Genomic DNA, 21,417 nt, shown 5'->3' on the forward strand with positions numbered 1-21,417 from the left:
AATCGTCCATCACCTGAACCCGCGCAGCTACTGCAGTGCCTGGAAAGACAAACGATGAAACCAACCACTGCCTACCCCGTCCGATTCTCGGTCGACTATCCGGATCGAGCACTAAACCGGTCCACGACGGCTTTCCGCCTCATCACGGTGATCCCCATTGCCGTTGTCCTGGGCGCGGTGTCCGGCGGAACCTCACAATGGAACTCCAGCGGCAACACCTCCCAGGTACTCGCGGCAGCTGGTGGTCTACTGTTCTTCGGCCCGTTGCTGATGATCGTGTTCCGGCGCAAATACCCGCGCTGGTGGTTCGATTGGAATCTCGAGCTGCAACGGTTCGGCAACCGCGTCTGCGCCTATCTGGCGCTGATGGATGACCGGTACCCCTCCACCGATGAGCACCAGTCGGTACACCTCGATTACCCCTACCCCGACGCCACGCGAGATCTGAACCAGTGGCTGCCCCTAGTGAAGTGGATCCTGGTCATCCCGCACATCATCGTGCTGGTGTTCCTGGACGTCGCGGCGGTCTTCGTCGTCATCGCCGCCTGGTTCGCGATCGTGTTCACCGGCAGATACCCACGCGGAATGTTCGACTTCGTCCAGGGCGTCATCCGGTGGCACAACAGGGTCGCCGCGTATGCCGTAGTCCTGGTCACCGACCAGTACCCCCCGTTCAGCCTGTCGGCCTGAACCACGACGCATGACCGGCGCAGCCAATGGGAACAGCAACCAATGAGATAGCTCTCGCCCACCCCGACGACTGTTGGACCTCCAAGCCTGCGGACTACAACGTCCGCCAGCGAGAGGTCAATCCGCAGTCGTGGCTACAGCCAGAGGCGCAGGGCGGCGGATGACGTTGTGAACATCCTGGATGACGGGATGCGTGTCGCTATAGCCAAAGGAAGGTGCAGGCGATTGGTATGAAGAGTGAACCGATGAAGAGCGCACCCGATGACCGTCCCGGTTTATCGAAGGCGGCCGTTGTCCTGTTGTGGATACCTGTCGGCGCCGGTGGCCATGTGGTGGGGCATACCAGCCGCTGGTGGGAACGGGCAGATGCCGCGATAGCACGCAGGAAACCCCAGGTGCTGTTCCATGCTGCGCTAGAGATCTCTGTCGACAACGACAATTACGTCATCGAAATGGCCCCTGAGTGGAGCGGACCACGAGTCGACCATGGGGTGGTCGCGACCGGCCCCGTCGGCCTACGGTCTCTGGGAAGATCAGCGCTCTTTCGCTACGAAGTGCGCTGTTGGCGCGGGGGCACCATTCCCGACCGAGGTTGGGCTGTTGGCGGTTCGACCCTGCTCACCGACAACGATGCCACTGCCCGACTACTGCTGCGACGTATTCGTGACGTGCCCACACTGACCTGGGGGCGAAACGTTCTCGATACCGGTGACATGTGGAACTCCAACTCGCTTGTGTCCTGGCTCCTGACTGTCAGCGGCATCGCCACACTACTGGTGCCGCCGGACGGCGGACGAGCTCCCGGCTGGGTGGCCGGGGTGGCGATGGCAACAACGGCTAACTGACCCCGCCCCCGCCAACAGCAGTGGGGACAACCGTGGCGGCTTAGCGCACTCTGGCCAGTCGGAACCGCCCCGGCGACTCCGCGGCCGTTGTCCTCGTCGGGCTTCCCGCTCTGGTCCTGCCCGATGCCCTGACCGGACCCGAGGTGGCCTGCGCCCGCTGGGGAGGCAGGCAGGGCGCGTCCTGCTACGTCGAGCGTGCCGGGCCACGATTCGTTGTCGCGGAGAGGGACGCCGCGCCGGGTGCTGTCGCCCTCGCGTGGACAGCGGGTTGTCAACGGCCGGCGCGGTTGATGACCGGGAGTGAGGATCGGGGTACGGCGGCTTCTGTCACACCGTTGCGCGGGTTGTAGGTGATGGCGTCGAGGTGGTACTCCAGGTAGGTAAACGTGCCGTCCGTTCCTGCGGCGTGCCAGACCCCGGCACCCGTCGTCAGCACCCGGCGTCCGCCGGTGTCACGGTGTCCAGCGAGCGGGGTCGACCAGCGCTGTGGAGTGAATGTCTTCCCGTCGGCAGATGCTGCCGATCGGTCGTCGGAGACGAAGTCGACCAGATCATGGTGTGCGTCGAAGGTGAGGACAGCGGAGACGGTCTGATTGCCATCGGTGAATTCGCCACGGACGTGCAAAGCGTCAATGGCGCTCCACTTGGCAGGAGCGTCGGCGATCGCGCCAGGGGCCATGACGACCAGGTCGTTGAACACTGTGACGGTCTCACCACGGTTCATCTCGGGGCCGGATGCGTTGACCATGGTGAACACCGAAAGCAGCTTCACCCGCATCGTGGCCGTGGTGTGAGCAAAGACGTGCAGGACGGTGACGGGCAGTCCGGATTTGGTGGCGTCCATCAGGAAGATCCGCTGCGGTCGTGGTCCGTAGGTATTGACCTGCTGACCGGTGAACGGCATCCATGCTGCGTCCGGGCCACTGCGAATACGTCCGTGGAAGTCGGCACGAAAACTGACCACCCGGGGCCGCCCGACCGCACCGGAACGTCGGATGTAGGCCGCCAACGGGGCTGGCAGGCCCACGAGGTCCGATTCGGCCAGTACCGCTGAAGCGGGGTCGACGTCGGCCAGCGCCTGAGAGACATGCTGCCGATACTGGGCATGGAAAACTCGTCGGTCCCTCGGCAGCGAAGCCATAGCCGGCCGCCAGGACCAGGATGAGGTTCACGATGGTCCCGGCCCGCGCATCGTGCCAGGAGGTGGCAATGGCGACCTGCGAGACGACCGCTGCACCGAGCGCACCGGCCCACCACCAGGTGGGCGCGCCGACGGCGAGCAATACCGCGGCGGTGAGCACGAAGATGGCAGCGAGCAGCCAGAGCACGCCCCCCAAGACGCCGACCGGCTTGGTGAGCTGGGGAACTTCGGCCAACCCGAATCCTTTTGCGGCGCCCAGCAGGTGGATCAGGCCGTGCCCCGCGAGGACAACAACGAGCACCCAGCGCAGTGTTGTGGTCATAGAGATCAGCTCCTCTGATTCGCAGGATGAGCGGAACGAAATGCATCGGCCTGTCTGCGCTGCGAGGGGCGCATGGCCAGTACCTTCACGAATCTTCCTTCGCATGTGGCCTGCTAGGAGGTGACGATTGCCTGCAGGATGTTCAGGCGGACAGCGCGCAGGGCCGGTAGGCCTGCGGCGAGGACTCCGACCACGCCAGCAGCCAGCAGCATGGCGAGGATGAGCGGCCAGGGGATCGCGAGCTGGGTCAGCCCTTGAGAGACCAGGCCACGCTGCAGCGCCACCCCCAGCCCGAGGCCGAGGCCGGTGCCGAGCACGGCGCCGAATACTGCGGTGGTCACGGCCTCGATGGTGATCATCGCGCCCAGTTGCTGGCGGCGCAGGCCGATCGCCCGCAGCAGCCCGATCTCTCGGGTTCGCTCGAACACCGACAGGGCCAGGGTGTTGATGATTCCCAGGACGGCGACCACGATGCTGAAGAGCAGCAGGACGTAGAGCAGGTTGATCAGCAGGTCGATCGAGGCGCCTTGGGCGTTGGCGAATTCCGTGCCGTCCTGGACCGAGACGATCAGGTAGGGACGCACGAGATCGCTCAGCGCGACTCGCAGGGCCGGGAGGTCGGCCCCCGGTACGGCCCGCACGAAGAGTCGGGCATCGGCCCGTTGACTCACCGGAAGTGCGGCGTCGTACAGAGACCGGTCGATGATCAGGTGCGAGCCGAACGCCTGACTGTCCTTGTAGATGCCGCCCACGACCAGGGGTTCGCCCCTGAGGGTGCCGACCGTTGCGGACAGGGGCTCTCCGACGTGCCAGCCGCGTGCGGTGGCGGTGGTCTGATCGACCAGGACGGTGTGTCGACCCAGTGCTGCCAGGGCGCCGTTCTTCATCGGCACCCGGAAGTTGTCCGCGACGTCGGCGGCACTGGTGGCCGAAGCGCTGGTGTGGAAGGTCCCGATCCGGACATCCACGAAACTCACCGCGGCTACCGAGCGCACCGACGGCAAGTCGCGGGCAGCGGCAGCCACGGGTGCCGGCACCGGGGCGATATTGCCGCTGTTGAGCACGAAGTTGGAGGTCAGCTCGTCGGCGACTCCACTGCTCACACTGGCTTTGACGCTCTGCGCCAGCACCGAGATACCGGCGATCAGGGCCAGTCCGATCATCAGGGCACTCGCTGTGGTTGCCGTACGACGTGGGACCCGCAGCGCGTTCTCGCGGGCGAGCCGCCCCACAGCTCCGAGAAGGGCAACGAATGGCCAGGCGATCACCCGGACGACCGGGCGGGTCGCCAGCGGCGCCGCGACCAACATGCCGAGCACAGTCGCCACTGCTCCCACGGCCGCTACCGGCCACGACACTTGTGCGCGGGTCACCGCGACGCCGAGCACCAGAGCGCCGCAGATCACCATGGCCACGCCGATCAGGCCACGCCTGCCCAGGCCACCGGCGTTCGACCCGTCATCGCCGCGCATCCCGGCGACCGGCGCGACGCGCGAGGCACGACGTGCGGGCAGCACCGCAGAGATGACGGTGACTACGACCCCGACCAGCACGCTGAGCACGATGGTGGTGGGGTGAACGGGCAGGCCCGATCCGAGATCGGTATTGAGGAAGGTGCTGATGACCGCTTTGGCGCCGGCCGCGATCAGCAGCCCGAAAAGGATGCCGAACGCCGAACCCACCAGGCCAACGACGACCGCTTCACCCAGCACCATCCGGATCACCTGGGCCCTGGTCGCTCCAACGGCTCGCAGCAGGGCCAGCTCGCGGGCGCGCTGCGCGACCAGCATGGAGAAGGTATTGACGATGATGAACGAACCGACGAAGAGCGCGACACCGGCGAACACCAGCAAGAACGTGGTGAAGAACGACAATCCCTGCTGCACCGAGGTCTCGGTCTCGGCCTGCACGGTCGCACCGGTCACCGCCTCCAACTGGGCGGGTAGGGCTTTCGCGACGGCTGCCCGCAACGTCGCCTGACTGACTCCCGGGGCGGCGGTGACCGACAGTGACGGGACCGTGCCGTCGGGCGCGAAGGCCCGTCGGGCGGTGGCATCGTCGACGAGAACGGCCGTGGCACCGAAAAGCGATCCGAAAGCCACCTCGCCGGTGATGATGACCGACCTGGCCTGGTCACCGATCACAGCGCGGGTGCGGTCCCCCACCTTCAAATGCGCCCGAGCCAGGGTGCTGCTCTCGACCGCGACCTCAGTGGGGCCTGTGGGTCCGCGGCCGGAGACCAGGACGAACGCCGGGTCGTCCTTGGTGAAGGCGAAACCCAGCGATGGCGCGCCGCCGTTGCGGACAGCGAGCCCGTCCTTCCCGGCCAGCAGGGCGGTGCCCTGCAGGTCCGGCGCCACGCGCGCGACCCCAGGCACGGCCGCGACAACCGGGACGAGGGTCAGAGGTATGCCGGGCTTGACGGTGGATCCACCTGCGGAGACCGGAGACACGGCCGCGTTCCCTACGCTACGGACTTGGACGTCCAACCCCTTGGACGCCTGGGAAACCAGGCCACCCAGGGTGTTGTTAATACTGTCGCTCAACACGAAGGTGCCGGCCACGACCGATACCCCGAGCATCACCGCGAACGCCGTCAGCAGCAACCGCATCACGTGGCCCTGCAGACCCCGAAGGGTGACATGCAACATCTCAGGCCTTCCGGCGGGCGAGCTCGAAGCTCTTCATCCGCTCCAGGACCGACGTGGTCGTCGGGGCGAGGATCTCATCAACAATGCGACCGTCGACGAGGAAGAGCACCCGGTCGGCAAACGACGCCGCGACCGGGTCGTGGGTAACCATCACGATGCTCTGCCCGAAGTCGTCGACCGAGCGACGCAGGAACGCCAGGATCTCCGCGCCCGCAGCAGAATCCAGGTTGCCGGTCGGTTCGTCGGCGAACACGATCGCAGGTCGACGTACCAGGGCACGCGCGCAGGCGACCCGTTGCTGCTGTCCACCGGACAACTCACCCGGCCGGTGCGTCAGCCGATCTTCAATACCGAGGGTATCCACGACCGTGTCGAACCAGGCGCTGTCGAGTTTCGCGCCCGCGATATCGACCGGCAGGGTGATATTCTCGCGCGCCGTCAGAGTCGGCACCAGGTTGTAGGCCTGGAATACGAACCCGAGCCGGTCGCGACGCAACATCGTCAGCGCCTTGTCCTTCAGACCCCGGATATCGACACCGTCGATGATCACCTGACCCGACGTCGGCGCATCCAGCGCTGCCATACAGTGCATCAGCGTGGACTTACCCGACCCCGACGGGCCCATGATCGCAGTAAGCCGGCCACGACCGAACTCCACCGTGACATCGTCCAGGGCCACGACCTACGCATCGCCCACCCCATAGACCTTGCACAGATGCTCAGCCCGCGCCACCGCGTCCCCATCAGTCAGGGCATCGATCTCAGCTGAACTGCGTTCTCGGGTGATCGTCATTCGGGACTCCAGAACAGGCCCGCGAGGAGGCAGACCGTATGTCGTGTGGCGGGCACGTCACCCGGAGCGATCTGAGGACGCACTTCCCTACTGAAGACGCTAAATGCGCACCATCGCCGCCGTAAGGGCCAAAAGGCCCCACAGCAGACCCGTCTGAAACCAGCAGTAGCGGCGTGAAAGGGGGTCTTCGCAACCTCCAGATCCTCTGGTGCCGTCAGGTTCTTAGTGCATGCCGGTTGGGGCAGGGGGCGCAAACCAGCCCAACCGGCCGGTGGGCAGCCTCAGGGTGACCCAGGAGGGCGAGCCTGCGGGGATGCCGGCACCAGCTGCGCGCAGGCCGGTGCTTTCCACCGGGCGAACCGGCCTCTGCGATCCCCTCGCGCCCGGGCGCCTGCGGGGTACAGTGAGGATGCTGGTTTATCCCAGCTGGTTCGGAATGGGTTTGGCTGTCCGCCGCCAACCCGTGGCTGTCCGTAGCCTGCGCCGAGCGCTTCGGTGATCTCCTACGGGGGAACCATGATTTTAGAACCTGACCGCGTTGTCCCTCATCTGACCTGCTCGAGGCATGTCAACGACTACGTGCTGCGACCACGGCTGCGGGAGGGAGCGCGGAGCGGTCACCCGGGACAGCACTATGATCCGTTTCGTGCTGGGGCACATTCAGGGGTCGATGCTGCGGGTGTGGAACTCGTGACAAACACCCTACGACCGCGTCGTGCCGGTTGTTACCGCCATCTGAGCCTTGATCCGATGATCTCCCCGGTGGGGAGCACCCCGAACCGACCGATGGCGGTTCCGCACAGCCCGCTTGGTGTCGTGGCTGTCGAAGATGCGCCTGTACCGCTGACCGCCTCGGTTGACGTCATTGCCCTGTCGGGAGCGCGGATATGACGGTGCGACCGGACCCTAATTCGAGCGCACCAGGCCGTGACTCCGACGACATCGAGCTTGGGGGCAATGGCTCTGGATTGTCGAGCCTGTCGGCGACGCCACCGCGTCCCTCGAGAAATATCGGCCGTCGCTCGTTGCTGAGGGGTGCCGGTGCTGGTGGGCTTACGGTGCTCGTTGCCGGCACCTGGGGTGTGAGTTATCGCGTCTATGACAACGGGGTCCTGAACGCTGGTGCGGGCGCGCCTTACCAGGCGTGGAGCCACTGGCGCGACGATCCAAGCCCGTTAGGGGCTGTCGCCGCGGCGGTCCTGGCGGCGAACCCGCACAATACTCAGCCGTGGAGTTTCCACGTCACAGCAAGCCGCATCGATGTTTTCAGCGATCCCGCTCGGCGGATGCCGCACATGGACCCGCTGTCCCGGGAGCATCAGATCGGCCTGGGGTGCGCGCTGGAAAATCTCACCTTGGCCCTTGGGGCGCGCGGGTACCGTCCTGACATTTCCCTACTGCCCGCCCGTTCGGATCCCACGCATATCGCGTCAGTGGGACTGACAGCCACTGCTAGGACTTCTTTGCCACAGTACGACGCGATCGGATCCCGACACTCCGACCGTGGCCCGTTCACCGGTGCACGGGTCCCCACGGCGACCCTCGCCGCTCTTGGCGACCTCGCCGCCGACCTGCCAGGGGTGGATCTGCGGTGGGTCACCAGTCCCGAAGAGATGTCGACGATGAATGGGCTGTTGATTGAATCCGCCGAAGCAATCGTTGCTGACCAGGAACAGTCCATCGAAGGCTTCGCATGGTTCCGCAACAACCGTGACTCCATTGAGAAGTACCGCGACGGTCTCACCCTCGACGGACAGGGCCTTTCGCCGCTCACCTTGAGCCTGGCAAAGCTGCTACCAGCCAGCTCGAGAGCGGCCGGTGACCAGTTCTGGTTGACTCAGACCCGGACCGTTCACACCGCAACCGCTGCGGCCTACGGCGTCGTTACCGTTGCCGATCCGGGTGATCCGCGCACCCGGCTCAACGGGGGACGGCTCACGCAACGTATCCACCTCGCCGCGACAATCGACCAGCTGAGCCTGCAATACATGAACCAGATCACTGAACGCGTCGACCGCGACCGGGCCACTGCTAAACCGGACACGTTCGAGGCACGCTTCGACCGGCTCATCGATCGACAAGGGCGCCACGGCCTCGTCACTTTCCGACTCGGATACCCCCAGCGTCCCCCGCGCAAGAGTCCGCGCCGCTCATTGCAGGCGATCATCAGATGAGCCTCACACCTCGCCACTTGGTGCCTCTGCGCACGGTGGGTGGGATATTGGCATTGGTGGGTGCCTGCCTGGGTGTGCTCGCCGGCCTCGCCCAGACCCTGGTTGGGCCTGCTATCCCAGGTTGGAGCGGTGCCAAAACCAACACAGTCGGTCTGGGCGTGCTGACCGTCGCACTCAGCCTCGTCGCGCTGGGCTGCGCGGTGGCCCTGCGCGCGAGCCATCCCACGCCGGTCGGGCGTAGGGCGGCGTACCTGGCCGGATTGGTGATCCCAGCTGCCGTGTGTTTCAGCACCGTCGGCCGCCTGTGGTGGATCCCGGGGACGTTGCTACTTCTCGCGGCCGGAGGCGTCACTATTGGAAGCGACACATCAGGCATGACCGCGATAGTCCGCGACCGCTGGACCCGGGTCCTGATCAGCGTGCTGGGGTCGTGTCTGCTGCTGATCGCGGTGAGTGCCGCCCCCGTCCTCATTCTGCTCCTGGGTGTAGCAGGCGGTGCAGTCCTCGCTGTCGCACCGTGGTTACCGGTGCGGCCCGCCTGGCAGCTCGCGCTGATCCTCCTGGCCACCCTTCCGTTCGCAGCCCTGACCTGGACCAGCCTCGCAACCCCGGGCATCGCCCTCTTAGCCGTTGCCCTCTGGTTCGCGGGACGCAGCAAGCCCAAAAGCGGTCGCGCGCCAGGTAACAAGACGCACGCCCGTCCGACCGCACCGCGCGTCCCCAACACGACCCACCGCGCATGAACCACCTGGGCACCCGAGCAGTGCTCGTAGCTGCGACCGTGCTTCTTGCACGGCGGACCTACTTACGATGGGGTGCCACCAGCACCGAGATCCACGGCCCCCTCACCGGTGACCAGTTGCTGCCCGATGCGGACCTGACTGCTACCCGGGCCGTAACGATCCGGGCACCGGCGGCGCAGGTCTGGCCCTGGCTGGCCCAACTCGGGCAGGGCCGCGGCGGCTTCTACAGCTACGACCGCCTGGAAAACGTTGTGGGATGCAACATCCACAATGCCGACCACATCGTGCCGGAGTGGCAACCCATCGAGGTCGGTAATGAGGTTCGACTCCACCCAGATCTGGCGTTGGTCGTTGCGCAAATAGACCGGCCCCACGCCGTCGTGCTGCGCGGTGGAGTGCCGATGGGGACTGCACCGCCACCGTATGACTTCACCTGGGCTTTCGTCCTACGTGAGTACTCGGACGGAACGAGCCGCCTCATCGTGCGTGAGCGCTATAGCTACGTGCACTGGTGGTCCCTGCTGATCGTCGAACCGGTCGAGCTGGTCAGCGCCATCATGAGCCAACGGATGCTACGTGGCATCCGCGATCGAGCCGAAATGCAGGCGCTGCAATTTCCCAGCCCACAACCTGGACCCGACGGCACCGGTCCTGGTCCAAACGAGGCGTAGCGGCGTAGTGGTAGTTGCGGAGGCCGCCGCAGCGTCAAACAACGCACTGCTACAGGATTCGCGACTGTCCTCCGGGAGGGCTGCGACCACCAACGGGCCTCTTGCCAAGCTGCACTCTCATACGACGCTGCGAATACCAAAAGGAATTACCGGAGACGTTTCCCGAGTCCTGATGACGCGCGCGATGGGTGAAACGTCGACAGTTCAGTGCACCACTTTGTGACACAACCGCTTGATCGGGTAGGCGCGTCATCCGGACGCCGGAAGCTGACCTGACTGCCCCTCAGGTCTGTCTCGATTAGGGAACGATCTGCGAGACGCCGACCCATGTCGTATGCGGATCGTCCTACGGTGATGGTCCGTCCACTGATCGCATGAGTGCCACCGGCGCCGTGGTGGGCGTTTCCTTATTCGTGGCCTGTCCCGGTCGGCGCGGTGGTCGTCGCGACGAGGGGAGTCCATCCTGTGGGCTCCCGCACAGGAGGGGTTGACGGCGGCTTTCCGGATCTTAGTCAGTTTGCTCTTCACTGCCTGCTCGGTGGTTGGCGCCGAGCCATCTCTTCGATGCCCTCGGGTCGCACGCGGTTCCGCCAGCCCACCACCTGCCGGCGACCTGTCGGCGTCAGTCCCGTCCCTCCTTTATGGCCCAGTCGTCAACCACGACGCGGCGCACACCCGCCACGGACGCTGCGAGGGTTTCGGCCAGGTGCGCGTCACGCGCGGACTGCGGGCCATGAATGGTGACCTGCGCGTCGCGGACTTCCGCGCACCAGTCCGGCTGGCCGTAGCTGGCCAGGTTTGCCGTCACGTCCCTGCTGATCTGCGCATCACGCCGAGACAACGTTCGGATGATGTCACTGCGGCTGATGATGCCGACCAACCGATTTTCGCGCACGACCGGCAAGCTTTTCCAGCCTCGTTCTGCGAGGACTTTGGCAACCTGCGCGACGTCCGCCTGCTCACGGGTGGTGAATGGCGATGCGGTCATCACTTCATCCACCCGGGACGGTCGTGGTGGCGGCGCTGTGACCGGCCGCATGTGGGCGCGAGGGTCAGGTTCCAGCGGGGCCTGCAACAGGTCTGATTCGCTGACTACGCCCATCACCCGCCCGTCCCCGTCCACCACCGGAACACACGAGATCCGCTCCGTCGTCAACAATCGGATCGCGTCATTGATCGTGGCGTCGGCCGGCAGACTGAACACCGAGCGGGTCATAACTTCTCGTACCAACATCTCCACGTCCTTTCACTGTGCCAGCTCGAGTTCGAGCTCGTTAGAGTTTCGCCCGGCGCACGGCAACTTCCTCCACCCTGCCGCGCCACGGCTCGCCCCGGCAGAGTCAAAGGTCACAACACCGCAGGACCAGTGGTGGTGAGTGTGGTTGTCTGCACGGCCCGTCCAGGTACGCCGTGATCTGGCGGCTTCCTGCACCTGGACCAGGGACCCGTCATCGATACACATCCCAATACCGGGCAGGTGATTGACTCTTCGACTCGGACGCGTTTCGAGCGCGGGTGCCCCAGTTCTGGTGGCGGGATCGTCAGCTGCCGGTGTGGCGTGCGCGGGTGCGTCGTATCGCTTCGTCAACCAGGTGCTGTGCGATTTCGACCATCTTCACGTGCTCATGCTGGCTCATCGTCTGCAACCGTTCGCGGGCTCGCGCGGAACTGACACCGGTGCGGCTACGGATCAGGCCGATTGCCTCATCGATCACCGGCCGATTAAGCAGAGCCGTCTGTAGCTGGGTGGTCAGCGTCATCGCCAGGGACAGGGTGTGCGCGTTGTGCACCGTCACAGCCGCGGGCTCGGCGAATAACTCACCCAGCTCTTAGGCGCGGTCGTCGAAGACGTCCTTACCGTGGGCATACACGTCGATCGCGCCGACAACCTGCGCGGGCAATAGCAGCGGCAGCGACAGCGCGCTGTGGATCCCCAGACGGCCTACCCGTGGGCCAAAATGCGGCCACATCTTTTCCCCACCCAGCGACCCTGAACGCACCGTGCGACGCTCCAGCGCCGCGGTAATACACGGGCCCTCATTCACCGTGACGTATTGGATCTGGTCGATCTGCGCGACAAATGGGTCGCTAGCCGCCGACGCCTGCACCCTGTTGTCCGGGCGATCAACGCGCAGCAGTGTCACTCCCGCACCATCCGCACCGGGAATCGCGCGGGCTGCGTACGTCGCGACCTGACCGAGAAATTCGGTCAGGCTGCGCGAACCGGTCACCAGCGCGGCCAGGTCAGCAAGGCTCGTTTGCAGAGCGTTGGTGTCGGCCTGGACCTGTCGATTCATTGCACGACTCGCGCGCACGTCCGAAACGGCATCCAGGTCTGCCAAGACTTTGATCGATGCCTGAGACGCTAGGGCCTCCTGGTGCTGGGGTGCTCTGCCACGCAGCGACTCCCGGGTCACTGGGGACTCCCGGGTCACTGGGTATGAGTTCATTGTGGGGCTCCCCTGTTCGAAAACTGCGGTTGGATCACCCCCCATGCTCTGGGGTAGCAAGCAGTGCCGGTAGAGACTTTCGACCCCTGGTGCTCTCGGAACAGGAGCCTGACCCAGGTTCGTCTTCCGACAAGCTCTGATCTGCCGACACACGGGTTAACGACCACAATCGGCAGCGGCTGCTCTACCAGCTCTCCTGCCACCGTGCGTGTGACACCCGGTCACAGAACCTGTCCAGTTCATGCAGCTAGACCCGGGCTGAGTACAGGCGAAGTGCGCAGGTCGGGCAGCGAGAGCACGCTGATGACCACTCCTCCCCGAGCTTGGGCCACGGCTCCCCGAGGTAGGGCGTGTGCGCGCCGCACAGCGCGACCTTCGAACCGTCGTATGTTGCGTGCGCCAGGCCGGTCAGCCCAGGGTTGCCCGGGTCGTCGAACCACGCCATGAGCGGCCACGGTGTACACGAATTTCCGACCCAGGGAAGGCCTTCGCAGGCTTGGTGGGCTGACATCCCGGGCTACTCCTTCCCTGAGGCTTTGCCGCAGGACGGTCGCATGGCGTCTGTAGTGGGCGATACTCCGCTGCGTCGTGGGCACCTGTCCGAAGATGTTCCTCGGGCGCACCATCAAGACTGCAACGATGCGTCAGGGGTTGTAAGGGGCTGAAGTCCCGACCGTGACAACACACGCCGTCAGACCATGACCAGCCTGGTCGACTGCTTCAGACCCAAGTGACTATGTCCAAGGCGAACTGACTCCACCCTGTCAGAGTCACCCAAGAGGGGGCGGCGCCCACGAGTCCTGCTGCGGGTGTGGGTTTTGTAGGTCCCTTGCTGGGCCGAGTGCTCATGACTACCCCTTCGGGTCACCCCTCTCGCAGCTGAGGACGCCAACCCGCCGACATTGACCCAAGACCCGAAATTGACAGCCGAGATTCCCGTTTGCGGGCCGCCCGCAGCCCTGTTGGCTACGGGGTCTTCGACAGAATCCCCGCCCATCGGTCCGCTGAGGACTGTTAGGAATCAACGTGTGCCTCGGATGCTTGGACGAGCGGGTGAGGTCACGCCTTCGTGGGGTCTGCGGGGAAGGGCATAGGCCGCAGCGCAAAGGTTCGAGGGCCCGGTGGGGCCGAGACTCGATGGACCCGGTCCTTAGCCCTGGCCGTGTTCGGTCTGGTAGAGCGCGGCCTGGGTGCGGCTACGTAGCCCGAGTTTGGCGCGGATCCCGGAGACGTAATTCTTGATGGTCTTCTCGGCGAGGAAGAGTCGCTCACCGATTTGCCTGTTGGTCAGACCTTCGGCGATGAGAGCGAGAACCTCGTGCTCGCGGGTGGTGAGGGCTTCCAGCTGCGGATCTATTACACCCTTCTCGCCCTCCCGGAGACGATGCAGCAAACGTTTGGTGACGGCGGGGTCGAGCAGGGACTTGCCGGCGGCCACCTGTCGAACAGCCTCAACGATGGTAGAGCCGCGGACCTCTTTCAGCAGGTACCCCGACGCTCCGGCCATCACGGCGGCGAAGATTGCGTCGTTGTCGTCGTAAGAGGTCAGGATCAGGACGTGGATCTGCGGCAGGGCCGAACGGATCTCGCGGCACACGTCGATGCCACTACCGTCGGGCAGTCGCGCGTCGAGGATCGCCACCTGCGGGCAGGTGGCGGGGATACGGGCGAGGGCTTCTGCGGCTGTGCCCGCTTCACCAACGACGATGACGTCGGGCTGCGCCTCGAGCAGTTCGCTGATGCCTCGCCGGACGATCTCGTGGTCATCGACGATGAAGACCCGCACCGCGGGTGTGGCAGCAGAGGTGCTCTGGGTGCTCACGGCAGTGGAATCGCCCATCGTAGGTTGGTCCCTCCTGGGTGGTGATCTATATGCGGGTGGGGCAGCGGTGAGGTGATGACCAGTTCGCCACCGCGGCGTTCGGCGCGTTCCCGCAGGTTCTTCAGGCCGCTGGCTCGGGTGGTCCTTCCCATACCAATGCCGTTGTCGGTGACCTCGATGCTCACCTCGGTGGCGGTGGCACTGATGTCGACGTCGACCTGGTCGGCCTGGGCGTGTCGCGCGGTGTTCGTTAACGCTTCGCGCAGGACCGCCCCCAGGTCGTCGAACGCCTCGGTGGGAACAACCGCATCCACGGGCCCGGCGAAACTGACCCGAGGTTCGAAGCCGAGCAGCGATGCGACCTGGGCAGTAACGTCGAACAACTGTGTGCGCAGGTCGGCGGTGCCCGCTGCCAACGGGCCGCGGAGTTTGAAGATGGACGTGCGGATCTGCCGGATCGTGTCATCGATGTCGGTCACGACCCGGGAGAGCCGGTCGCCCCTAGGGTCAGAGCCGAGGCCAGACGCGAGGCTCTGCAGTGTCAGCCCGGAGGCAAACAGCCGTTGGATCACGTGATCATGCAGATCGCGTGCGATCCGGTCGCGGTCCTCCAACAGGATCACGCGTTGCTGGTCGGCGCGGGCATCGGCCAGTTCCAGCGCCACGGCAGCGTGATTAGCGAAGGTGGTGGCCATGTCCAAGTCATCCGGACTGAACGTGCGTCGCCCGTGCCGCCGGGCTACCAACAACGTGCCGCGCACCGATGGTGGCTGACCGAGGAAGCGCCATCAACGCACCTACGTCAACGACATCGCTGAGGTGGACCCTGAGCTGATCGTCGTCGCTGAGGTCATCGATGAGCATCGGCAAGCCAGTCTCCATGACCTGGCCGGACACCGTGTGATACGTCGGATAAGTCATAGCGGTCAGCTGGTCCGCCCCGGCGCCGGTGGCTACCTCGATCATCAGCCGTTGCCCGTCCCCTACCCGCAGGACCACGTTGACAGCGTCGGCATCCGCGACCTGCTGCATCCGGCGCGCGATGACCCGCAGGGGCTCCTCACCCTCACTGGCAAGCAGCTGTTGAGTGATCTCGGTGGACGCCGCGAGCCATTCCTGTTTGAGACGAGCTTGCTCGAACAGTCGCGCGTTCTGGATCGCCACACCCGCCGTACCGGCGAGCGACGCGACTAACTCCTCGTCTTCGACGCTGAACTCTCGCTCGTCATCGCGGGTGAGATAGAGGTTGCCGAATACCTGCCCGCGCACCCGAATCGGTACGCCGAGAAAGGCCAGCATCGGGGGGTGATGCGGTGGGAAGCCGACCGAGCGCAGGTCATCTCCCAGACAGCGCAGCCGAATCGGGCGTGGGTCCTCGATCAACGCCCCTAGGAGTCCTTTCCCCTCGGGAAGGGGCCCAATCAGGGCAGCCGTCCGCTCATCGATTCCCGTGGTGATGAATTGCTCTAACCCACCCTCGGGGCCCAGGACGCCGAGCGCCCCATATCGGGCGTCGACCAGCTTGCACGCGGCCTGCACAATCCGGCGTAACACCGTCGGTAATGTCAGATCATCGACAATCGACCCGTTAGCCTCCAACAGACCGCGAAGCTTATTCTGCGCCGCCAACACCTCCTGTGCCCGGTCGATGAGCTGGGCGAGCAACTGGTCCAGCTCCAACCGGGGAGGACTCGGAACGGCCGCACTGATCAGGTCCGGCGCCTCAAAATCAGGCTGCTCCAGCTCAGGTGACTGCATCGTCATAGAAGCCTAGTCACACCGAGAGCGAGCAGGGGTCCTCATCCGCGCTCACGCAGCATGGAGACAAGTCGCCGTCGCCGCGGCGACGCGGACTCGGCGCCGCGACCCACGCGCAGCAGCAGGTGCGGGTACATCGACAGCTGCAGTTGGCGGCGTAGTTGCGCACGGACCGCAGGCGTCTCGATCGGCGCTGCCATCAGGCTCGCGGAGAAACCATGACGGGTGATCTCCAACAGCACCCGCTGCAGTGCCTCTCCCGCACGGATCCAGCCATCGGCGGTGTCACAGCAGGTGCCGAGCACCACCAGGCAGGGGGTCGTACTGCTGGGGCCTTCCACCGAAAGAACTGGATCGTCACACCGGGCTGCGAAGCGGTGCTCCTCGGATACGAACTCAGGTGTGGTCGGTTCAGGGAGCCCACCGGAACGGTCCGGTCTCTGCGTGGTCCAGGCACGCACTTCGGCGCAATACGCTGGGTCAGCGTTCTTCTGCTCGTTCGCACGCTGCGCGAGCACGGCCGTACTGATTCGCTCCTGCGGTGTGCGAATCGTCCGAAACGACGCACCTTCAGCCTCCGCCGCGCGCTGCAGGGCATCCAGCAGCTGCAACGGCACCGGATCCGGCGCGAACGCACGGCGATTAGAGCGCCGTAACTCAACCAGTGCGTCCAATGCTTTCAACGGTGCCGGAGCCTGTGGGTTAGCCGCCCGGGGCTCCCAAGAAGTGGCTACCCCGTCCGTGGCCCGTGCCGGTCCATCGATCAGAAGCAACCGGGCCACCAAGGAAGGCTGGTCGGGATCGGGCCGACGTTGGATGAGTGGATGAAAGCCGTCCGCGGCCAGCGACACCCGCGCATTGAATAGCGCGCACCCACAGCTGAGTATCAGCTGCCGTCCGGTGGGATCCAGGACGAGCAGCCATCGCTCCAGATCGGCGTGAATCTCCAAAACATCCGGGGCGAGTACGAAGTGCCATGGCTGAGTGTTGTGCACCGATGGGGCAAGAGTGGCGCGCACCGCGGCACGGCGCAACGACAGCGCCCGCGCCGGGCCTGCCGCCATCATCACTATCGGTCACCGTTCCCCTCCTGCGTGATCTGTCAGACGTTCAACCCCCGAAATACCCGCGATCCTGCGGGTAGGAAAGAAGGTCCCCAGCTGTGCTTACCGGACCAGTTGCGTTGTCGGGGGTGCGCGAACGGCGCTGCGTCGCCCGGGGATTGACCAACAGCACCCCTTCTCGTCTCTTAAAGTCGGTATGCGGACCACAGGGCCATCTGGCCCGGTCTCCATGGGCGCGGCCTCATGACATCGGCACTGCCACCCGTGCCCCCTCAACCCATAGCCCGTGATGCTTACTTGGCCTGTATTGCGAAGACCTTGCCAGGGGCCGGTAACGGCCTATTCGAGCGTGCGGCAGCGGCGGGTTGTTTTGGCGGAAGGGGTGGCTATCAAACTTTCCGGGCGGCCCCCTACGGGCGGCTTCTATGCGGTGATGTGGATGTTGTTGGCCACGTGCGTGACATGCGGAGAGGACCACGCCGCCTTCTCAGCCTGCCTGCGTTCGGCCCAAGAACGGACGTGGCCGCTCAAGGTAGCCGTGGTGCCCGTCACGGTGACATGGACCTGGTTTCCGTCGAAGGTCGCGTTACGGATCAGGGCTTTTCGAATCTTCCCCTCAGCGTCCGCAACCGACGGGCGGGCACTGAGGGTGATCTCGTTAACGACGAGCACGACTCCCTTGACGCGTTCAACGGCGCGACGAGCAGCCTCGCGCTGATAGTTCCACCGGACCTCGCCCCTAAGGACGACAGTGTGCTTCTGGACGGTCGCGCGCACAGAGTCCGGGAGCTTAGCGACCCAGCCGATCGCGTCCTCAACGTTCTTGGCGATATCGGTCTCGGTCACCGTCCACGCGTACGACGAGGGGTGAATCACCACATCGTCGACAACGGTCGTCACCCCTGAGATCCGGAAAGCCGCCCCATTTGCCGCTAAATGCTCGGTGTAGTCATCAACCTCACCGGACAGGGTCACGACACCGTCCTTGACGGCCACGCCGATTCCCGCGTCGTCGAGGTCGGGGATCCACGCCAGTTCTTCCTGAACGGCCTCCTGGATCTGGTGATCGCTCTTCAGGAAGGTGCTGGTAGCCATGATGGTGTCCTTTCGTGGGCGCGGTTGTGCGCACTTCCACCCTTGTCGGACAAGTGGCAGCGGCACAGTGCCGGAAGTCCCAGCCCACCCCGCTACTGCCCAGGTCATCTGGGGCGCGCCCTTCCCACCGAGCTTCCATGGGCGCCTCAGGCCAGAATCTGGACCGCCGGTGCACGGGTCGATCACAATGGGACATGGTGATCCTGACGAATAAGTCGTGACCGCTGTGGTCTAAGCGCCCGCCAATCTTGATCAGGAACGCGTGTCACGCAGGGGCAAGCATCACCGGTGCGACAGTCCCCGGCGGCCGGCCGGGCTTAGGGCGGTCAATATTCTGCTCGCCTCGGTGGCCCTGTCGGTGTGTGTTGCGCCCGCGAGGATGTCCAGTTCGGTGTACGCCTCTTCGCGGGCGCGGCCACCGGCCAACAGGACCCCGAGGGCTTAGCTGGTTACCGACTCGGCGTGGATGAGACCGGTGATGTCCGGTTCGCCCGCCAAGCCTTGGTGCTGGTCCAGGTCGGCGGAATCAAACTCGCGGCCGGTCAGGAATGCGAGGTCGGCGGACAGGTCGATGAACGCGCCCGGTGTCCCCGCGTAGAGCACTACCTCGATGCCCGGCTGATCATCTGTCGTGTCAGTTGGTCCCGACAGCAACAGGGACGTCTCGACGTCGCCGGGAGCATCCAACAGGGTCAGGCGCAGGACCACGTGGTCGGCCAGTGCGCGGGAGTGCTCGGTGATGGTGATGGTCAGTCCGAGAAAGGAGGCCACCGCGAGCCAGGCGGTGGCCTGCGAACGCAAACAACGGTCCGCGCGGTATCGGTTGTCATGCCCGTTGCTGGGTTGAAAATGGCGGCAGAAAGTAACCCCAGGTCAGTAGCCAGCGCGGCAGTGATCTCCATACGACATCTGCTCCGATAGCGCTCCCGAGCGCGGAAGTCACCTGCCTGGCGCCGCCCACGACGAGTCGTCGCGGCGCGGTGGGTATGGGTGCGGCGCAAATCAGGGTCTCCGCCGTCGTTCCACTACCCGGTTTGGCCGTAAGGCACGCACCGCGTCACGTCACGTCCCGTGGGGCCGTCGCTGGGGGTGGACCAAGAAGAGTGTTCAGGTGTCGGTGGCGCGGGCGCGGCGTACCGCTTCATCAATTAGGTGCTGCGCGATGTCGACCAGCTTCAGCTGGTGGTGGTGGCTCATTGTGTGCAATTCTTCGCGTGCTTGGGCGGAACTGAGGCCGGTACGGCTGCGGATCAGGCCGATCGCCTGATTAATGGCCGGTGGGTTGGCCAACGCCGTCTGTAGCTGAGTCGTCAACGCGACCACCACTTGGGACAAGGTATGCGCGTTGTGCACCGCGACCGCCGCCGGCGCGGCGAACAACTCCCCCAGCTCCTGGGCGTGGTCATCGAAGACGTCCTGAGCGTGGGCGTACACGTTGATCGCACCGACGACCGACCCGGGCAACAGCAACGGCAGCGACAGTGCGCTGTGGACACCCAACTGCGCCGCCCGTGGGCCGAAATGCGGCCACTCCTTCTCCCAACCCAGCGACCCCGACCGCACCGTGCGTCGTTCCACCACGGCAGTGATACGTGGGCCCTCATTCACTGTCACGTACTGGATCTGGTCAATTGCCGCGACGAACGGGTCACTGGCCGCTAACGCCGCGACCCTGTTCTGCGGGCAATCAACGCGCAGCAGGGCCACCCCTGCCCCGTCCGCACCGGGAATCGCGTGGGCCGCGTACGTGGCGACCAGGGCGAGTAACTCATCCAGGCCACGTGAACCGGTCACCAACGCAGCCAAATCGGCAAGGCTCGTATACAGGTCCTCGGCGTCGGCCTGCACCTGTTGGGGGGTGACTCCCGGCGGGTCTGCGTCGGGATGGGGGTCGTGCGGCTGCTCACTCATCGCCGTTCCCTTCGCCATTGAAACCCGCCAGCACAGGCGGACATATCAGGCCCATCCCGGCCGCGATGGACATCAACTGGCGTCACTGCACGATAGCGCCACCAGGTATCACCGGCTCCCTCTGTTCGCCGCAGAAAACTCACTGGGGAACACCCCTTCTACTGATAGATATCACCACGGTGAACGCGATCTGAACCGAACTAGTACCGGTGTAGCGTTGATGACGCTGATCAGATCAGCCAGTTCAGGAAGGGTGTAGCCGTCCGCCGCCGCACCGCAGGGGCATTCGCCCCACGGCCCTGACAACGGCACCACCACCGTTACGCAGGTTCCCATCGCGTGGCCACAGCCACCCTCGAACCCACCCCCGGACCGCGCCACTATCCGCACCGGCTGCGCGATGGCCCATCCGCTGTGACGTACCGATCCAGGAGCACCAGATGACGCACCTTTCCCCGCGACCTGCTCCCCACCCGTTCAACCGCTCCGCCGAGCTCAACCGCTCCGCCGCGCTCACACGCATCGACCCCACCCGCATGCACGAACACCTTCAACCTGACCCCCGCGCGGTTACGAGGCCGAGGTGAGCACCCCCAGCGCACCTGAGATCGGGGTACTGGCCGGGTTGAGCATTCGAGAGCTGCTACGGGATTTGACGATGCTGCAGGACAGGGTGACCGCCGATGGCGCTACCTACGGGTACCGGCCCTCGCCGGGCGGGGTCAGGCGGCGCGCCGTGATCAGGGCACGAGAACGAGCCATTACCGACGAACTACGCCACCGGCGTCAGCATTGATACCGGACCTGCCCTCAGCAGAGGACACCCCATGACACCCACAGACGACATCGCCACCCTCTACACGCTCGGCGACCGTGGTCAGACAGTGGACGGGACCGTTGATGACGTGCGTGGCCGCACCGTGAAAGAGGCCGACGGCACCGATATCGGCATGGTGACCGACCTCATCGTTGATGACCATGAACAGCAAGTCCGCTTCCTGGTCGTCGAACACGACGGATTCCTGGGCAACAACGAGACCAGGACCCTGGTCCCCGTCGAAGCCATCACTACAACCACCGCGGCCGAGGTGTTCATCGACCAATCGCGCGAGCACGTCGCGTCGGCGCCTATCTATCACCCAAGTCTGGTCCATGACCGGGCCCACCACGCGAGCATTAACCACCACTACGGGCACGCGCCCCACTGGGGTCATGGCTACCTGCCTCCCAGGGACGGGATGTACTGCCTATGACACGGATGACTCCCACCAGATGGGCAGGCACTGC

21 protein-coding genes are annotated in these 21,417 nt (G+C 65.1%); 7 read left to right on the forward strand and 14 right to left on the reverse strand.

All coding sequences use genetic code 11. The features are described from left to right. Positions 1 to 54: 54 nt before the first annotated feature. Both V3G39_13625 and V3G39_13630 read left to right on the forward strand, forming a co-directional pair. Positions 55 to 690, forward strand: coding sequence for a DUF4389 domain-containing protein (locus V3G39_13625; protein XAS75684.1), 636 nt, complete (start codon positions 55 to 57; stop codon positions 688 to 690). A 245-nt stretch (positions 691 to 935) separates the two neighbouring features. Next, on the forward strand, positions 936 to 1,535 hold the full coding sequence (locus V3G39_13630) for a hypothetical protein (protein XAS75685.1): 600 nt from the start codon (positions 936 to 938) through the stop codon (positions 1,533 to 1,535). A gap of 271 nt (positions 1,536 to 1,806) precedes the next feature. Here the strand turns inward: V3G39_13630 and V3G39_13635 are convergent, their stop codons facing one another. From V3G39_13635 to V3G39_13645, 3 genes are all read right to left on the reverse strand, one after another. Beyond that, a complete protein-coding gene (locus tag V3G39_13635) occupies positions 1,807 to 2,676 on the reverse strand; it encodes a DUF6544 family protein (GenBank protein ID XAS75686.1) in 870 nt (289 codons plus the stop codon). A gap of 435 nt (positions 2,677 to 3,111) precedes the next feature. Continuing rightward, a complete protein-coding gene (locus V3G39_13640) occupies positions 3,112 to 5,649 on the reverse strand; it encodes an ABC transporter permease (protein XAS75687.1) in 2,538 nt (845 codons plus the stop codon). 1 nt (position 5,650) lies between these two features. Next, the gene (locus V3G39_13645; GenBank protein XAS75688.1) at positions 5,651 to 6,328 is read right to left on the reverse strand and encodes an ABC transporter ATP-binding protein; all 678 of its coding nucleotides are present in this window, start codon (positions 6,326 to 6,328) and stop codon (positions 5,651 to 5,653) included. 1,196 nt (positions 6,329 to 7,524) lie between these two features. Between V3G39_13645 and V3G39_13650 the strand changes: the two genes are divergently transcribed. From V3G39_13650 to V3G39_13660, 3 genes are read left to right on the forward strand one after another with little or no spacing between them, the layout of a single operon-like run. Next, the gene (locus V3G39_13650) at positions 7,525 to 8,616 is read left to right on the forward strand and encodes a hypothetical protein (protein XAS75689.1); all 1,092 of its coding nucleotides are present in this window, start codon (positions 7,525 to 7,527) and stop codon (positions 8,614 to 8,616) included. Further along, a complete protein-coding gene (locus V3G39_13655) occupies positions 8,613 to 9,359 on the forward strand; it encodes a hypothetical protein (protein XAS75690.1) in 747 nt (248 codons plus the stop codon). Before V3G39_13650 ends, V3G39_13655 begins: the two co-directional genes overlap by 4 nt. After that, positions 9,356 to 10,030 (forward strand): SRPBCC family protein, encoded by a 675-nt coding sequence (locus tag V3G39_13660; protein XAS75691.1) that lies wholly within the window; start codon positions 9,356 to 9,358, stop codon positions 10,028 to 10,030. Before V3G39_13655 ends, V3G39_13660 begins: the two co-directional genes overlap by 4 nt. Positions 10,031 to 10,652: 622 nt before the next feature. Here V3G39_13660 and V3G39_13665 read toward each other — a convergent pair. The 11 genes from V3G39_13665 to V3G39_13715 form a co-directional block, all read right to left on the reverse strand. Continuing rightward, positions 10,653 to 11,264: a CBS domain-containing protein gene (locus tag V3G39_13665; protein XAS75692.1), complete on the reverse strand. Its 612-nt coding sequence runs from the start codon at positions 11,262 to 11,264 to the stop codon at positions 10,653 to 10,655. Positions 11,265 to 11,571: 307 nt separating this feature from the next. Beyond that, positions 11,572 to 11,826, reverse strand: a complete 255-nt coding sequence (locus V3G39_13670) for an ANTAR domain-containing protein (GenBank protein XAS75693.1) — start codon at positions 11,824 to 11,826, stop codon at positions 11,572 to 11,574. A gap of 33 nt (positions 11,827 to 11,859) precedes the next feature. After that, positions 11,860 to 12,327, reverse strand: a complete 468-nt coding sequence (locus tag V3G39_13675; GenBank protein ID XAS75694.1) for a GAF domain-containing protein — start codon at positions 12,325 to 12,327, stop codon at positions 11,860 to 11,862. Positions 12,328 to 12,727: 400 nt separating this feature from the next. After that, complete coding sequence (locus V3G39_13680) at positions 12,728 to 12,925, reverse strand: hypothetical protein (protein ID XAS75695.1); 198 nt, start codon at positions 12,923 to 12,925, stop codon at positions 12,728 to 12,730. A gap of 705 nt (positions 12,926 to 13,630) precedes the next feature. Beyond that, positions 13,631 to 14,320, reverse strand: coding sequence for a response regulator transcription factor (locus V3G39_13685; protein ID XAS75696.1), 690 nt, complete (start codon positions 14,318 to 14,320; stop codon positions 13,631 to 13,633). After that, the gene (locus V3G39_13690; protein XAS75697.1) at positions 14,299 to 14,997 is read right to left on the reverse strand and encodes a histidine kinase; all 699 of its coding nucleotides are present in this window, start codon (positions 14,995 to 14,997) and stop codon (positions 14,299 to 14,301) included. The genes V3G39_13685 and V3G39_13690 overlap by 22 nt, the downstream gene beginning before the upstream one ends. A 7-nt stretch (positions 14,998 to 15,004) precedes the next feature. Further along, positions 15,005 to 16,060 (reverse strand): GAF domain-containing protein, encoded by a 1,056-nt coding sequence (locus V3G39_13695; GenBank protein XAS75698.1) that lies wholly within the window; start codon positions 16,058 to 16,060, stop codon positions 15,005 to 15,007. A 41-nt stretch (positions 16,061 to 16,101) separates the two neighbouring features. Then, positions 16,102 to 17,130 (reverse strand): hypothetical protein, encoded by a 1,029-nt coding sequence (locus tag V3G39_13700; GenBank protein ID XAS75699.1) that lies wholly within the window; start codon positions 17,128 to 17,130, stop codon positions 16,102 to 16,104. 417 nt (positions 17,131 to 17,547) lie between these two features. Further along, positions 17,548 to 18,219: a BON domain-containing protein gene (locus tag V3G39_13705; GenBank protein ID XAS75700.1), complete on the reverse strand. Its 672-nt coding sequence runs from the start codon at positions 18,217 to 18,219 to the stop codon at positions 17,548 to 17,550. 441 nt (positions 18,220 to 18,660) lie between these two features. After that, positions 18,661 to 19,020, reverse strand: coding sequence for a hypothetical protein (locus tag V3G39_13710; protein XAS75701.1), 360 nt, complete (start codon positions 19,018 to 19,020; stop codon positions 18,661 to 18,663). 306 nt (positions 19,021 to 19,326) lie between these two features. After that, positions 19,327 to 20,130 (reverse strand): GAF and ANTAR domain-containing protein, encoded by an 804-nt coding sequence (locus V3G39_13715; protein XAS75702.1) that lies wholly within the window; start codon positions 20,128 to 20,130, stop codon positions 19,327 to 19,329. 583 nt (positions 20,131 to 20,713) lie between these two features. On the opposite strand from V3G39_13715, the gene V3G39_13720 reads away from it, so the two are divergent. Together V3G39_13720 and V3G39_13725 are read left to right on the forward strand one after the other, a co-directional pair. Continuing rightward, positions 20,714 to 20,926, forward strand: a complete 213-nt coding sequence (locus V3G39_13720) for a hypothetical protein (GenBank protein XAS75703.1) — start codon at positions 20,714 to 20,716, stop codon at positions 20,924 to 20,926. 31 nt (positions 20,927 to 20,957) lie between these two features. After that, the gene (locus V3G39_13725) at positions 20,958 to 21,383 is read left to right on the forward strand and encodes a PRC-barrel domain-containing protein (GenBank protein ID XAS75704.1); all 426 of its coding nucleotides are present in this window, start codon (positions 20,958 to 20,960) and stop codon (positions 21,381 to 21,383) included. Positions 21,384 to 21,417: the final 34 nt, after the last annotated feature.

The organism is Dermatophilaceae bacterium Sec6.4 (genome assembly GCA_039636865.1).
Taxonomy (GTDB): Bacteria; Actinomycetota; Actinomycetes; order Actinomycetales; family Dermatophilaceae; genus Allobranchiibius.

Coding starts and splice junctions, on each gene's coding strand:
- V3G39_13715 (XAS75702.1), bottom strand. CDS start 20,130: ATGAGTGAGCAGCCGCACGACCCCCATCCCGACGCAGACCCGCCGGGA.
- V3G39_13665 (XAS75692.1), bottom strand. CDS start 11,264: ATGTTGGTACGAGAAGTTATGACCCGCTCGGTGTTCAGTCTGCCGGCC.
- V3G39_13660 (XAS75691.1), top strand. CDS start 9,356: ATGAACCACCTGGGCACCCGAGCAGTGCTCGTAGCTGCGACCGTGCTT.
- V3G39_13625 (XAS75684.1), top strand. CDS start 55: ATGAAACCAACCACTGCCTACCCCGTCCGATTCTCGGTCGACTATCCG.
- V3G39_13685 (XAS75696.1), bottom strand. CDS start 14,320: ATGGGCGATTCCACTGCCGTGAGCACCCAGAGCACCTCTGCTGCCACA.
- V3G39_13635 (XAS75686.1), bottom strand. CDS start 2,676: ATGGCTTCGCTGCCGAGGGACCGACGAGTTTTCCATGCCCAGTATCGG.
- V3G39_13655 (XAS75690.1), top strand. CDS start 8,613: ATGAGCCTCACACCTCGCCACTTGGTGCCTCTGCGCACGGTGGGTGGG.
- V3G39_13690 (XAS75697.1), bottom strand. CDS start 14,997: ATGGCCACCACCTTCGCTAATCACGCTGCCGTGGCGCTGGAACTGGCC.
- V3G39_13680 (XAS75695.1), bottom strand. CDS start 12,925: ATGGCGTGGTTCGACGACCCGGGCAACCCTGGGCTGACCGGCCTGGCG.
- V3G39_13725 (XAS75704.1), top strand. CDS start 20,958: ATGACACCCACAGACGACATCGCCACCCTCTACACGCTCGGCGACCGT.
- V3G39_13705 (XAS75700.1), bottom strand. CDS start 18,219: ATGGCTACCAGCACCTTCCTGAAGAGCGATCACCAGATCCAGGAGGCC.
- V3G39_13630 (XAS75685.1), top strand. CDS start 936: ATGAAGAGCGCACCCGATGACCGTCCCGGTTTATCGAAGGCGGCCGTT.
- V3G39_13640 (XAS75687.1), bottom strand. CDS start 5,649: ATGTTGCATGTCACCCTTCGGGGTCTGCAGGGCCACGTGATGCGGTTG.
- V3G39_13675 (XAS75694.1), bottom strand. CDS start 12,327: ATGAATCGACAGGTCCAGGCCGACACCAACGCTCTGCAAACGAGCCTT.
- V3G39_13695 (XAS75698.1), bottom strand. CDS start 16,060: ATGCAGTCACCTGAGCTGGAGCAGCCTGATTTTGAGGCGCCGGACCTG.